The organism is Pseudomonas sp. 39004 (assembly GCF_028682155.1).
Classification (GTDB): Bacteria; Pseudomonadota; Gammaproteobacteria; order Pseudomonadales; family Pseudomonadaceae; genus Aquipseudomonas; species Aquipseudomonas capeferrum.
In genome coordinates, this window is sequence record NZ_JANIAG010000057.1 from 1 (window position 1) to 13783 (window position 13783).

The window sequence follows — 13783 nt, forward strand, 5'->3', positions numbered from 1 at the left end:
TATCGCGTCGTACTAACAAAGCGGTCGCGCGCAAATGCCACAGGTCTCACTGGCCCGAAACAAATGTAGGAGCGGCCTTGCGTCGCGATGCGCCGCGCGGGCGGCGCTCGATCTCATGGGCGCTGCAAAACCCAAGACGGGCACCTGGTGGCCCCGAATCCAATCTCCAGGCATCCACAACCTCCCCCCCAAAAAAAGCCCGGCCATTGGCCGGGCAGGTACACCCAAAGGAGCAAACAAGGTGTCAGGGTTGGGAATTCGTTGACGCTCAGGCCACCGCAGCCAGTTTGGCCTTGGCCTGGTTGAGGCCCTTCTCGAAGAAGTCGCCGCTCATGTTCAGGCCCTCGGCATGGATGAAGTTCACATCGTGAATGCCGATGAATGCCATCACCTGGCGCAGGTACGGTTCCTGATGGTCGCTGGTGGCGCCGGCATGAATACCGCCGCGGGCAGTCAGGACGATGGCGCGCTTGCCGGTCAGCAGGCCTTGCGGGCCGGTCGGGGTGTACTTGAAGGTGATACCGGCGCGCAGTACATGGTCCAGCCAGGCCTTGAGGGTGCTGGGGATGGTGAAGTTGTACATCGGCGCGGCCATCACCAGCACGTCGGCCGCCAACAGCTCATCGGTCAATTCGTTGGAGCGGGCCAGCGCGTCCAGTTCGGCGGCGCTGCGCTGCGCCTCGGGCTTCATCCAGCCTCCGAGCAGGTTGGCATCCAGGTGGGGCACCGGGCTCACGGCCAGGTCACGTACGTTGATCTCGTCGGCCGGGTGGGCCGCCTGCCATTGCTGGATGAAGTCGCGGGTCAGCTGACGGGAAACGGAATCCTGCTGGCGGGCGCTGCTTTCGATGATCAGTACGCGGGACATGGGGTGCCTCCATCGGCAAATAGGGTGCGATTCGATGGAGGTGAGATTAAGGCTTGACCTATCGATAAAAAAGCGTAAAAAGTGGGTTCAATCAATCGATTAATCAGTTTTATTCGGCCGCGCAGTTCACGCCGATCCGCAGCTTGATGATCTGGCGATTGAACTTGGCGGTCACATCGACGCTTTTACCTGCCGGTACGTTCACCCGGCGCACCCGCGGCGCTTCCGGGCCGTTGCGGAACGTCACCTTGCAGGCCGCCGGTACCTGCCCGTAGTTGTTGAGGGTGATGGCGCCAATATCGTAGGCAGTGTCGTAGGCGGTGTAGTCGAGCTTGACCCCGTCCAGTTGCTTCTCCACATCGATGGGATAAGCCATGGCCCCGAGGGGCAGGCACATCAGTATTGCCGCACAACATTTCTTCATGGGGCGCTCTCCTTGGAAGAGCGCAGCTTAGGACAACAGGAGCGAAACATGAAAGCGCCGCGCGTAACCCTTGATCAGTGGCGAACCCTGCAAGCAGTGGTCGATCACGGGGGGTTTGCCCAGGCCGCCGAGGCACTGCACCGTTCGCAGTCATCGGTCAGCTACACCGTGGCACGCATGCAAGAGCAGCTCGGTGTACCGCTGCTGCGCATCGACGGGCGCAAGGCCGTGCTCACCGAAGCCGGCAACGTGCTGCTGCGCCGTTCGCGCCACCTGGTCAAGCAGGCCAGCCAGCTCGAAGACCTTGCCCATCACATGGAGCAAGGCTGGGAAGCCGAAGTGCGCGTGGTGGTCGATGCCGCCTACCCCAGCGCCCGGCTGGTGCGTGCCTTGAGTGCATTCATGCCGCAGAGCCGTGGCTGCCGGGTGCGTCTGCGCGAAGAGGTGCTGTCGGGCGTCGAAGAAGTGCTGCGTGAAGGCATCGCCGACCTTGCCATCAGCAGCTACAGCATCGGCGGCTACCTGGGCGCCGAACTGAGCGCGGTGGAGTTCATCGCCGTTGCCCACCCCGAACACAGCCTGCACCGCCTGGGCCGGGACATCACCTTCCAGGACCTGGAAAGCCAGCTGCAGGTGGTGATCCGCGACTCCGGCCGCGCGCAACCGCTCGATGTCGGTTGGCTGGGTGCCGAGCAGCGCTGGACCGTCGGCAGCCTGGGCACCGCCACCACCTTCGTCAGCAGCGGCCTGGGCTTTGCCTGGTTGCCCCGGCATATGATCGAACGCGAGCTGCGCGAGGGGGTACTCAAGGCGCTGCCGTTGGACCAGGGTGGCAGCCGCCACCCACTGTTCTACCTTTATTCGAGCAAAGAGAAGACCCTGGGCCCGGCCACGCAGATTCTCATCGACCTGCTGCGTAATTTCGACACCGCGCCCCTGGACGTGCCCTTCGCAGCCCCCCCGCAAGCCTGAGAGGACCGCGCCCATGGCCTATTTCGAACACGAAGGATGCTTGCTGCATTACGAGGAATATGGCCAGGGCGAACCCTTGGTGCTGCTGCATGGCCTGGGCTCCAGCTGCCAGGACTGGGAGCTGCAGATACCCCTGCTGAGCCATCACTACCGTGTGATTGCCATGGACATCCGCGGCCATGGCCGCTCCGACAAGCCCCGCGACGGTTACCAGATCGCCACCTTCAGCGAAGACTTGCTGGCCTTGCTCGAACACTTGCAGACCGGCCCGGTGCACTTCGTTGGCCTGTCGATGGGCGGGATGGTCGGTTTCCAGTTCGCCGTCGACCACCCGCAGTGGCTGCGCAGCCTGTGCATTGTCAACAGCGCCCCCGAGGTCAAGCGCCGCACTCGCAGTGACTGGGCCTGGTGGGCCAAGCGTTGGGGCCTGGCACGCCTGCTCAGTGTCGAGACCGTTGGCAAAGGGCTGGCCGAACGGTTGTTCCCCAAGCCCGGGCAAGCCGACCTGCGCCAGAAGATGGCCCAGCGCTGGGCCCGCAATGACAAGCGCGCCTACCTCAAGAGCTTCGACGCCATCGTCGACTGGGGCGTGCAGGAACGCATCGGGCAAATCCGCTGTCCCACGCTGGTGATCGCCGCCGACCACGATTACACGCCGATACAACTCAAAGAGCGCTACGTCGCCCTGATGCCCCAGGCCAGGCTGGTAGTCATCGACGATTCCCGGCACGCTACGCCCCTCGATCAACCCGAGGTCTTCAACCAGACCCTGCTGCAGTTCCTTGCAGCCGCTTCCACCTCTCAAGGATCTTTGAGCCCATGCTGAAAAAACTCCTGCTCACCGCCTGCTCGGTTGCCTTCGCCACCAGCGTCATGGCGTCCGACAAGACCCCTCACGTATTGCTGGACACCAGCTTCGGTCAGGTCGAAATCGAGTTGAATGCCGAGAAGGCGCCGATCAGTACCAAGAACTTCCTCCAGTACGTCGACAGCGGTTTCTACAACAACACCATCTTCCACCGCGTGATCCCGGGCTTCATGGTTCAGGGCGGCGGTTTTACCGATCGGATGGCGCAGAAAAACACCCAGGACCCAATCCGTAACGAGGCCAGCAACGGCCTGCTGAACACCCGCGGCACCCTGTCCATGGCCCGCACTTCGGACCCGAACTCGGCCACCAGCCAGTTCTTCATCAACGTGGCCGACAACGACTTCCTCAACCCGGGCCGTGACCGCGGCTATGCGGTGTTCGGCAAGGTGACCAAAGGCATGGAAGTGGTCGACCAGATCGTCAACTCACCGACCACTGTCAAAAACGGCATGCGCGATGTGCCGGCCGACCCGGTCTACATCAAGTCCGCCAAACGCATCGACTGACCGCAGGCTTCACAGGGATGTGAAACCGCCTGAGGGTCGGACGAACAGGAGTGTTGTCACCCATGCTGTACCGCCGTTTTGAAAGACTGATCGATATTTTCCGCGAGGCACCGAGCGAAGCACCGCCGAGCACGGTGTGGCCGTTCTACCTGTATTACCTGCGCCAGGTCTGGCCCAGCTTTGTCGCCCTGCTGGTGGTAGGGCTGATTGCCTCGCTGATCGAAGTGGCGATGTTCAGCTACCTGAGCCGCATCATCGACCTGGCCCAGGGCACGCCCAATGCCAACTTTTTCAGCGAGCACAGCGGTGAGCTGATCTGGATGCTGGTGGTGGTGCTGCTCTTGCGCCCGCTGTTCTTCGGCCTGCACGACCTGCTGGTGCACCAGACCATCAACCCAGGCATGACCAGCATGATCCGCTGGCAAAACCACACCTATGTGCTCAAACAGAGCCTGAATTTCTTCCAGAGCGATTTTGCCGGGCGCATTGCCCAGCGCATCATGCAGACCGGCAACTCGCTGCGTGATTCGGCGGTACAGGCGGTGGATGCGCTGTGGCACGTCCTGATCTACGCCGTCAGTGCACTGGTGCTGTTCGCCGAGGCCGACTGGCGCCTGATGCTGCCGCTGCTGGCGTGGATCGCCTGCTACATCGGCGCGCTGTTCTACTTCGTGCCCCGGGTCAAGGCGCGCTCGGTGATTTCGTCCGACGCACGCTCCAAGCTGATGGGGCGCATCGTCGACGGCTACACCAACATCGCCACCCTGAAGCTGTTCGCCCACACCGACTACGAGCAGCAGTACGCCCGCGAGGCGATCCGCGAACAGACCGAGAAAACCCAGCTGGCCTCCCGCGTCATCACCAGCATGGACGTGGTCATCACCACCCTCAACGGCTTGCTGGTGGTCGGCACCACGGGCCTGGCGCTGTGGCTGTGGAGCCAGTCGCTGATCACCGTGGGCGCAATCGCCCTGACCACCGGCCTGGTGATCCGCATCGTCAACATGTCGGGCTGGATCATGTGGGTGGTCAACGGCATCTTCGAGAACATCGGCATGGTCCAGGACGGCCTGCAGACCATCGCCCAGCCGGTCACCGTCACCGACAAGCCCAATGCGCCTGCGCTGAAGGTAAGCCGTGGCGCGGTGCACTTCGACGACGTGGACTTCCACTACGGCAAGGCCAGCAACGTGATCGAGGGGCTCAACCTGGACATTCGCCCGGGCGAGAAGATTGGCCTGATCGGCCCGTCAGGCGCGGGCAAATCGACCCTGGTCAACCTGCTGCTACGCCTGTACGACGTGCAGGGCGGGCGCATCCTGATCGATGGCCAGGACATCGCCGAAGTGAGCCAGGCCAGCCTGCGCGCACAGATCGGCATGATCACCCAGGACACCTCACTGTTGCACCGCTCGATCCGTGACAACTTGCTGTACGGCCGCCCCGAGGCCAGCGAAGCGGCACTGCACGAAGCGGTGCGCCGCGCCCGCGCCGACGAGTTCATACCGCAGCTGTCGGACGCCCAGGGGCGTACCGGCTTCGATGCCCATGTGGGCGAGCGTGGGGTCAAGCTGTCTGGCGGCCAGCGCCAACGTATCGCCATTGCCCGGGTACTGCTGAAGAATGCACCGATCCTGATCATGGACGAGGCCACCTCGGCGCTGGACTCGGAGGTCGAGGCGGCGATCCAGGAAAGCCTGGAGACCCTGATGCAAGGCAAGACGGTAATCGCCATCGCGCACCGGCTTTCAACCATTGCCCGGATGGACCGCCTGGTGGTGCTGGACAAGGGGCATATCGTCGAAAGCGGCAGCCACAGTGAACTGCTGGCGCAACAAGGGTTGTATGCGCGGTTGTGGCATCACCAGACCGGGGGGTTTGTCGGGGTGGATTGAGCCCGGCAGGTGCAGCCGAGGCAGGTTTCAATCCCTGCGGTAGGGCAACATCCCCCGCGCCTCCTCGGCATACCCCTGCACCCCTTCGCGCTCCTGCAACAAGAACCCCTCGACCGCCCGCCGCAACCCCGGGTGCAACAGGTAATGCCACGACCGCGTCAGCACCGGCTCGAACCCGCGGATCAGCTTGTGCTCGCCCTGGGCCCCCGCGTCGAAGCGCTGCAAGCCTTCAGCAATGGCAAAGTCCATGCCCTGGTAGAAGCAGGTCTCGAAGTGCAGCCGGTCGAATTCATCCAGGCACCCCCAGTAACGGCCATACAGGCTGTCGTCGCCCACCAGGCTCAGGGCCATGGCCACATCACGCCCACCTTGCCTCGCCATCACCACCCGCAGTGCCTCGGGCATGCGCTCGGCCAGCAGGCTGAAGAATTCACGGGTCAGGTACGGGGCGCGCCTGCGTACCGCATACGTGTTGGCGTAGCACAGGTAGACAAAATCCCACTGCGCCTGCGTCAGTTGCTCCCCCCGGTACCACTGGAAGTCGATGCCCTGCCCGGCCACCTGTTCGCGCTCCTTGCGCATCTGCTTGCGCTTGCGCGAGCTGAGCGTGTCGAGGAAATCCTGGAAGTCTCGATAGCCGCGGTTACGCCAGTGAAACTGGCAACCAAGGCGCTCCATCCAGCCTGGCAAGCTGGCCATCTGTTGGTCCAGGGCCGGGTCGGTGAAGTTGATGTGCGCGCCAGAAAGCCCGCCCTTGCCCAGGTATTCGGGTAGCGCTTGCAACACCAGCAGGCCGTCGGCGGGGTCGGCAGCCAGCAGGCGCGGGCCGCTGACCGGGCTGAACGGCACCGCGCCGAGCAACTTGGGGTAGTAGGCGATGCCTGCCCGCTCACAGGCATCGGCCCAGCCGTGGTCGAACACGTACTCGCCAAACGAATGCCACTTGCGGTAGGCCGGCATGACGGCGCGCACCTGCCCTTCCCGTTCCAGCACCAGGTGCTCGGCCGCCCAGCCGGTCGACGGTGCAACGCTGGCGCTGTCCTCCAGGGCAGTGAGGAAGGCGTGGCGCAGAAACGGCTGGCCAGCGGGCACCAGGGCATCCCAGGTGGCCGCCGGAAGATCACGCAGATGAGCAAGGCTGTACAGGCTGGTCACGGTTTCGACTCGCTTTCTTGAGGCACTCAGTATCCCGGAAGAAGGGCCCATCACTCAAATGACGATCGCCCGGCCAACCCGTTTATTACCGATTACTTAATAACAGTGCCACTAATCCGACATTAATCTGTAATCCCCCCCCGCAATACTTGCGCCTGTTTTCCGGAACCCCAGAACCTGTCTATTCAGGCCCTTTCAGAAGACATGCCAACACAGGGGCGGGCGCTGAGCCTCCCCCATTTTTTTTCAGTAGGGAGAACCTTATGCGTCTTGTTTCCACACTTACCGGAGTGAGCCTCACCGGCATGATGCTGGCTCTGAGTACTCCGGCCAGTGCTGCTGTCGACGCCAAGTTGCTCGAAATGCTCCGCGCCAATGGCTCGATCAACCAGGCGCAGTACACCGAACTGCAAGGCGATCTGGCAAAAGAGACCAAGGAAAAGGCAGACCAGAAAGCTCAGTCCGAACGTATGAGTTCCTTTGAACAGAAAGTGGCATGGGCCGCCAAGACCCAGATCAAGGGTGATGTGCGCCTGCGCTATGAAGACGTCAACGTCGACGAGCCGAACAGCAGCAGCGGCAACCAGGACCGTCAGCGCGTCCGTGCCCGTGTCGGCTTCTACAGCGAGATCAACCCGCAAGTCGATGCCGGCGTACGCATCGCCACCGGCAGCAGCGCCGACCGCCGCTCCACCAACCAGAGCCTTGACAACTACTTCGACAAGAAGTCGCTGTGGGTCGACTTGGCCTACCTCGACTGGCACCCGACGGCGGTGCCGAACCTGCACCTGATCGGCGGCAAGATGCCCCAGCCGTGGGTGAGCATGGGCGACATCATCTGGGACAGCGACATCAACCCCGAAGGCGTCGCAGCGACCTACAAGGCCGACCTGGGCGGCGCCGAAGTGTTCGCCAGTGCGGGCCAGTACACCCTCAAGGACAACGTCGACGGCGACGGTGTGCAGTACAAGCATGACGCGCAGGTCTACCACGGCCAGCTGGGTGCCAAGTTCGCCCCCGCCGACGTGCTGAAGGTCACCGTGGGTGCGAGCATCTACGGCTACGACAACGACAAGGAAGCGGCCATTCTGCAGTCGTTCGGCAACACCACCAACGAGTTCAACCTGGTGGAAGGCTTCGGCCAGCTGGACTTCACCGGCTTCGCCATCCCGCTGTCGGCCTACGGCCAGTACGTGAAAAACACCGAAAGCACCGACGGTGAAGACCAGGCGTGGTTGGCCGGCCTGAAGACCAAGGTTGGCGCCTGGAGCCTGGACTACAACTACCGCGATGTTCAGCGCAACGCCGTGGTCAGCCTGTTTACCGACTCCGACTTCGGCAACGGCTTCACCGGTTCGCGCGGGCACAAGTTCAAGGTCGGTTACGAAATCGACAAGAACTTCTCGCTGGGTGCGGCTTACCTGATGGCCAAGACCGATCTGTCGCAGTTGCCGAACAGCAATGCGGATGTCGATACGCTGCAGGTCGACCTGGAAGCCAAGTTCTAAGCAACTGCTTCTCTGTTTCACTCAAGGCGGGAAATGCCGACCCCATCCGGCATTTCCTGCCTTTTTTCATCTGCCAGAAATGCGCCGGCCCCTTCGCGGGTAAAACCGCGAAGGGGCCGGTACAGGTCCTTACAAAAACCTAGCGCTTGCGCAGAATCACACTCCCCACCGAATACCCTGCACCAAACGAGCTCAGCACGCCCACCGCCCCCTCGGCCAGGTCATCCTGGTACAGGTGGAAGGCAATCACCGACCCTGCCGAACTGGTGTTGGCATAACGGTCCAGAATCACCGGTGCCTCTTCCTCGGTGGCTTCACGCCCCAGCAGCTTCTTGACGATCAGGTGGTTCATGCTCAGGTTGGCCTGGTGCAGCCAGAAGCGTTTGACGTCGCTCGGCTGCAGGTCATTCGCCTCCAAGTGCTCACCGATCAGCTCGGCGACCTTCGGGCACACTTCACGGAACACCTTGCGCCCTTCCTGGATGAACAGTTTGTCTGCCGCCCCTTCACCCTCCTCCGCCGCGCGGTTGAGGAAGCCGAAGTTGTTGCGGATGTTGTTGGAGAACCCCGTCCACAACTTGCTGCTGACAATCTCGAACTGGTGCTTGGACGTGGCCTGGTCGGCCCGCTCGATCAGCACCGCAGTGGCGGCATCGCCGAAGATGAAGTGGCTGTCGCGGTCACGGAAGTTCAGGTGCCCGGTGCAGACCTCGGGGTTGACCATCAGCACCGAACGCGCCTGGCCCAGTTGCACACTGTTGGCGGCGGTCTGGATGCCGAAGGTGGCTGACGAGCAGGCCACGTTCATGTCGAAGGCGAAGCCCTCGATCCCCAGTTCCTTTTGCACTTCGATGGCAATGGCTGGATACGGGCGCTGCAGGTTGGAGCAGGCGACGATCACGCCATCGACATCGGCAGCGGTGCGGCCTGCACGTTCCAGTGCCTGACGCGCTGCAGCCACGGCCATTTCGCACAGAACCGACGGCTCGTCATTGGAGCGTTCTGGCAGGCGCGGTTTCATGCGTTGCGGGTCGAGAATGCCGGCCTTGTCCAGCACGAAGCGGCTCTTGATGCCCGAGGCCTTTTCGATGAAAGCAGCGTCGGACAGCGGCGCTGCCTCGATCTCACCGCGCTCGATGGCGGCGGCGTTGTCGCGGTTGAACTGCTGCGACCAGGTATTGAAGGACTCCACCAGTTCTTCGTTGGAAATGCTCTGGGCCGGGGTATACAGGCCGGTGCCGCTGATCACGACGTTATGCACGGTCGTTCCTCTGGTCAAAGGCCATCGCCACGGGGCGCTGGCTGGAAACATGACTGAATAATGGCACTTTAGTGCCAATTCAAAGGCGAGGGCCGCGCCCTTGTGGGCGCGGGTTTACCCGCGAAGGGCCGCAATGCGGCCCCCAAACGCCTTGAAGTGTGCCACAAATCAAGGCAGTTAGCCTTCCACCTGGCTCCACTGTTTGCTCAATCGCTTGTCAGAAATCGGCACTTTCGTCCCCAGCTGCTGCGCGAACAACGACACCCGGTATTCTTCCAGCAACCAGCGGTACAACGTCAGTTGCTCATCGCGCTTGCCCTCCTGGGCGTGCTTGTCGGCGCGGGTCTTGTACTGGGCCCAGAGGTTGGCCAGCTCGCCGCTCCAGACGCGATCCTTTTGCACCTGCGAGCCCAGCTTCTCCAGGCGCAGCTCCACGGCCTTGAGGTAACGCGGCAGCTCCTTGAACCAGGCACCCGGGGTTTCGCGCACGAAGCCCGGGTACACCAGGTTGGCCAATTGTTGCTTGATGTCGTTCAGCGCCACCGCCTGGCTCAGGTCGATCTTGCCCTTGAAGCGCTTCTGCAGGCCATGCCACAGCTTGAGCACCTCCAGGGTCAGACGCGCCAGGCGCTCGGCATGCTCGGCCCAGCTGCCACGCTTGCGCTCAGCCAGCCCGGCCAAGGCCGCGCCGTCACGGGGCAGCGGCTGTTCGCCTTCAAGGATGCAGCTGTCCAGGCTGGCCAGAAGAATGTCTTCGACCAGCGCCTCGACACGGCCCAGCTCGCGGTACAGCAAGCCCAGTTCGGTGAGCCCGGGCAGCTTGCCGCGCAAAAACTTGGCAGGCTCTGCCAACTGCTGCAACAACAGGCGCTGCAAGGCGCGGCGGTGCTGGAACTCGGCTTCGGCCTGGGTCGAGAAACGCCCTTCGCGAACAGTGCCGTTTTCCTCCACCAGCGCCGGGTACACGGTCATCGACAGGCCGGCGATCTTCTGTTGGGTGGTCTGCGCCACTTCGCTGAACGCCTTGGCCTGCACCGGCCGCTCGGCGTTTTCGCTGCGTGGCACAGCCAGCGCGGCCTGGCTGGCAGCGGCGAAGCGCGCGGTCAACTCGGCCAGGTCGCGGCCTTCGCCGAGGAACTTGCCCTGGGCATCGACCACTTCGATGTTCATCCGCAGGTGGCCTTCGACCAGGCTGACAGATTCTGCCCAGGCCTCGTCGGAAACACGTGCACCGGTCATGCGCAGCAGCTCCTGGCCCAACGCCTGGGGCAGCGCGCCCTGGCCGAACGTCATGCGGGCCAGCGAAGCTTTGACGAAGTCCGGCACCGGCACGAAATTCTTGCGCAGCGCCTTGGGCAGGTTGCGCACCAGCGCCACGCACTTTGCTTCGAGCAGGCCCGGCACCAGCCACTCCAGGCGCTCGCCCGGCAGGCTCGGCAACAGCGGGGCCGGTACCCGCACCGTCACGCCGTCGCGCGGGTGGCCCGGTTCGAAGTGGTAGCTCAACGACAGGCGCAAGTCCCCCACCTGCAGGCTGTCCGGGTACTGCGCTGCGGTGACTTCGCTGGCCTCACGGGCCAGCACGTCTTCCTCGCGCATGATCAGCAGGTTGGCGTCCTTCTGGCTGGTCATGCGGTACCAGGCATCGAAGGTCGCGGTCTGGTGGATGTCCTCGGGCAGGCGCGCTTCGTAGAAGGCGTAGAGGGTCTCTTCGTCGGCCAGAATATCGCGCCGGCGGGCCTTGGCCTCCAGTTCGTCGAGCTGTTCGAGCAGGCGCTTGTTGGCCGACAGGCACTTGGCCCGCGACTGGATTTCGCCGCCCACCAGCCCCTCGCGAATGAACAGCTCCCGCGATGTCACCGGGTCGATCGGGCCGAAGTGAACCGGGCGGCGGCCAACCAGAATCAGCCCGTACAAGGTGATCTGCTCGTACGCCACCACCTGCCCGCGCTTCTTCTCCCAATGCGGCTCGAAGTGGTTCTTCTTGACCAGGTGGGCCGCCAGCGGCTCGATCCAGTCGGGCTCGATGCGGGCGACCATGCGCGCATATAGCTTGGTGGTTTCCACCAGCTCGGCGGCCATCACCCACTGCGGACGCTTGCGGCCCAACCCCGAGGACGGGTGGACCCAGAAGCGCCGTTGGCGGGCACCTTGGTAATCGCCCTCCTCGGTCTTCTGGCCGATCTGGCTGAGCAGGCCGCTGAGGATTGCCTTGTGCATCCGTTGGTAATCGGACGGTTCCTTGTTTACCGTCAATTGCAGGTCACGGCAGATCAGCGCCAACTGGCGGTGGGCGTCACGCCATTCGCGCAGGCGCAGGTAATTGAGGAAATTTTTGCGGCACCAGTTGCGCAGCGGGCTGGCGGTCAATGCCTGGCGCTGTTCCTCGAAACCCCGCCACACATTGACCAGCGCGGCGAAGTCGGAGTCGACGTCCTTCCACTGGGCATGCGCCTGGTCGGCCGCCTGCTGGCGCTCCGGCGGCCGCTCGCGCGGGTCTTGCACCGACAGTGCACTGGTGACGATCAACACTTCCTGCAGGCTGCCCTGACGGGCGCCTTCAAGCAGCATGCGGCCTAACCGTGGGTCGATGGGCAAGCGCGCCAGTTGCCGCCCGAGCGGGGTCAACTGGTTTTCGCGGTTGACCGCCGAGAGCTCCTGCAACAGGTTGAAACCATCGCTGATGGCCTTGCCATCCGGCGGCTCGATGAACGGGAACGCATCGATCGCACCCAGGCGCAGGTGCAGCATCTGCAGGATCACCGCCGCCAGGTTGGTGCGCAGAATCTCCGGGTCGGTGAACGCCGGCCGGCCGTTGAAATCCTCTTCGCTGTACAGGCGCACGCAGATGCCAGGCTCGACCCGGCCGCAACGGCCTTTACGCTGGTTGGCACTGGCCTGGGATACCGCCTCGATCGGCAGGCGTTGGACCTTGGCCCGGTAGCTGTAGCGGCTGATGCGGGCGGTGCCGGTGTCGATCACGTAGCGAATGCCCGGCACCGTCAGCGAGGTCTCGGCGACGTTGGTGGCCAGGATCACCCGGCGCCCGGTATGCGACTGGAAAATGCGCTGCTGCTCGGCAGGTGACAGGCGCGCATACAGCGGCAGAATCTCGGTATGGCGCAGTTGCGCCTTGCGCAGGATCTCGGCCGCGTCGCGGATTTCCCGCTCCCCCGGCAAGAAGATCAAGACATCACCCGGCCCCTTGCCCTGGCTGCGCTCGTGTTGCGCCAGTTCATCCAGGGTGGCGAGGATCGCCTGGTCGACGGTGAGGTCATCTTCGATCTGGTTGCCTTCCTCGTCCTGCTCGCTGGTCAGCGGGCGGTACCAGGTTTCTACCGGGAAGGTGCGCCCGGAGACTTCGATGATCGGTGCGCCGTCGAAGTGCTTGGAGAAACGCTCGAGGTCGATGGTCGCCGAGGTGATGATCAGCTTCAGTTCCGGGCGGCGGTGCAACAGGGTCTTGAGGTAGCCGAGCAGGAAGTCGATGTTGAGGCTGCGTTCGTGGGCTTCGTCGACGATGATCGTGTCGTAGCGTTCGAGAAAGCGGTCGTGCTGGGTTTCGGCCAGCAGGATGCCGTCGGTCATCAGCTTGACCAGGGTGTTGGAATCACTCTGGTCCTCGAAACGCACCTGGTAACCAACCAGCCCACCAAGCGGCGTGCCGAGTTCTTCGGCGACACGGGCGGCGACGCTGCGCGCAGCAATCCGGCGTGGCTGGGTGTGGGCAATCAGGCCATGGCTGCCACGCCCCAGCTCAAGGCAGATCTTCGGCAACTGGGTGGTCTTGCCCGAGCCGGTCTCACCGGCTATGACCAGCACCTGGTGCTCGGCCAGCGCCTTTTTGATCTCGTCACGCTTGGCTGCAATGGGCAGGCTGTCGTCGTAACGCACGGTCGGCACGCTTTGCTGGCGCGCAGTGACCTGGGCGCAGGAGGCCTGGACCTTTTCCGCCCACTGGGCGAGCTTGGCCTCATCGGGGCGCTTGCGCAGCTCATGCAGTTGCCGACGCAGACGATGGCGGTCGGCGATCATGGCGTGGTCGAGGTTTTTCAGGAGCTGGTCGATGGCTTGATCTGTCATGGGGCTTTTTAGTGATGCAGGTGGGCCTGCTTTTTCATGATCGGCATTTGAAGAGGCGCGATTGTCGCAGATTTGCCCGTTCTCTGCTGGCTCCTGCACCCAGCACCTCGACGCAAATGTTTAGCCGACACCGATGTAAAGGTTGCCATTCACTGCTTTAATCAACCTTACGCCGCATGTGAGTATCAAAGGCATGATCCCTGCCCCGTTCACCGTGCCCCCGCAGTCCCGCCCTTCGCT

General features: G+C 63.2%; 10 protein-coding genes. 5 read left to right on the plus strand and 5 right to left on the minus strand.

The genetic code is table 11. The features are described 5' to 3' along the window. Nucleotides 1-268: 268 nt before the first annotated feature. Nucleotides 269-868, minus strand: a complete 600-nt coding sequence (locus tag NP534_RS12335; RefSeq protein WP_033699661.1) for an FMN-dependent NADH-azoreductase — start codon at nucleotides 866-868, stop codon at nucleotides 269-271. A 109-nt stretch (nucleotides 869-977) separates the two neighbouring features. After that, nucleotides 978-1292: a hypothetical protein gene (locus NP534_RS12340; RefSeq protein WP_033699663.1), complete on the minus strand. Its 315-nt coding sequence runs from the start codon at nucleotides 1290-1292 to the stop codon at nucleotides 978-980. A 48-nt stretch (nucleotides 1293-1340) separates the two neighbouring features. Here NP534_RS12340 and NP534_RS12345 point away from each other — a divergent pair, with 48 nt between their 5' ends. From NP534_RS12345 to NP534_RS12360, 4 genes are all read left to right on the plus strand, one after another. Beyond that, on the plus strand, nucleotides 1341-2264 hold the full coding sequence (locus NP534_RS12345; RefSeq protein ID WP_033699665.1) for a LysR family transcriptional regulator: 924 nt from the start codon (nucleotides 1341-1343) through the stop codon (nucleotides 2262-2264). Nucleotides 2265-2277: 13 nt separating this feature from the next. Then, a complete protein-coding gene (locus NP534_RS12350) occupies nucleotides 2278-3090 on the plus strand; it encodes an alpha/beta fold hydrolase (protein ID WP_047583808.1) in 813 nt (270 codons plus the stop codon). Then, nucleotides 3084-3641 (plus strand): peptidylprolyl isomerase, encoded by a 558-nt coding sequence (locus NP534_RS12355; protein WP_274098874.1) that lies wholly within the window; start codon nucleotides 3084-3086, stop codon nucleotides 3639-3641. The genes NP534_RS12350 and NP534_RS12355 overlap by 7 nt, the downstream gene beginning before the upstream one ends. 62 nt (nucleotides 3642-3703) lie before the next feature. Then, nucleotides 3704-5536, plus strand: a complete 1833-nt coding sequence (locus tag NP534_RS12360) for an ABC transporter ATP-binding protein (RefSeq protein ID WP_033699671.1) — start codon at nucleotides 3704-3706, stop codon at nucleotides 5534-5536. Between the two features lie 27 nt (nucleotides 5537-5563). Here NP534_RS12360 and NP534_RS12365 read toward each other — a convergent pair whose 3' ends face one another. Next, nucleotides 5564-6691, minus strand: a complete 1128-nt coding sequence (locus NP534_RS12365; protein WP_274098875.1) for a GNAT family N-acetyltransferase — start codon at nucleotides 6689-6691, stop codon at nucleotides 5564-5566. A 263-nt stretch (nucleotides 6692-6954) separates the two neighbouring features. Here NP534_RS12365 and NP534_RS12370 point away from each other — a divergent pair, with 263 nt between their 5' ends. Next, nucleotides 6955-8199 carry a putative porin gene (locus NP534_RS12370; protein ID WP_274098876.1) on the plus strand — a complete coding sequence of 415 codons (1245 nt, stop codon included), beginning with the start codon at nucleotides 6955-6957 and terminating at the stop codon, nucleotides 8197-8199. 139 nt (nucleotides 8200-8338) lie between these two features. Here the strand turns inward: NP534_RS12370 and NP534_RS12375 are convergent, their stop codons facing one another. Both NP534_RS12375 and hrpA read right to left on the minus strand, forming a co-directional pair. Further along, complete coding sequence (locus NP534_RS12375) at nucleotides 8339-9460, minus strand: beta-ketoacyl-ACP synthase III (protein ID WP_274098877.1); 1122 nt, start codon at nucleotides 9458-9460, stop codon at nucleotides 8339-8341. 177 nt (nucleotides 9461-9637) lie between these two features. Continuing rightward, nucleotides 9638-13543 carry an ATP-dependent RNA helicase HrpA gene (gene hrpA, locus NP534_RS12380; RefSeq protein WP_274098878.1) on the minus strand — a complete coding sequence of 1302 codons (3906 nt, stop codon included), beginning with the start codon at nucleotides 13541-13543 and terminating at the stop codon, nucleotides 9638-9640. Between the last annotated feature and the right edge of the window lie 240 nt (nucleotides 13544-13783).

Bases quoted from the DNA above. Each gene is read 5' to 3' on its own strand.
- NP534_RS12335 (WP_033699661.1), bottom strand. From the start codon at position 868: ATGTCCCGCGTACTGATCATCGAAAGCAGCGCCCGCCAGCAGGATTCC.
- NP534_RS12340 (WP_033699663.1), bottom strand. From the start codon at position 1,292: ATGAAGAAATGTTGTGCGGCAATACTGATGTGCCTGCCCCTCGGGGCC.
- NP534_RS12345 (WP_033699665.1), top strand. From the start codon at position 1,341: ATGAAAGCGCCGCGCGTAACCCTTGATCAGTGGCGAACCCTGCAAGCA.
- NP534_RS12350 (WP_047583808.1), top strand. From the start codon at position 2,278: ATGGCCTATTTCGAACACGAAGGATGCTTGCTGCATTACGAGGAATAT.
- NP534_RS12355 (WP_274098874.1), top strand. From the start codon at position 3,084: ATGCTGAAAAAACTCCTGCTCACCGCCTGCTCGGTTGCCTTCGCCACC.
- NP534_RS12360 (WP_033699671.1), top strand. From the start codon at position 3,704: ATGCTGTACCGCCGTTTTGAAAGACTGATCGATATTTTCCGCGAGGCA.
- NP534_RS12370 (WP_274098876.1), top strand. From the start codon at position 6,955: ATGCGTCTTGTTTCCACACTTACCGGAGTGAGCCTCACCGGCATGATG.
- hrpA (WP_274098878.1), bottom strand. From the start codon at position 13,543: ATGACAGATCAAGCCATCGACCAGCTCCTGAAAAACCTCGACCACGCC.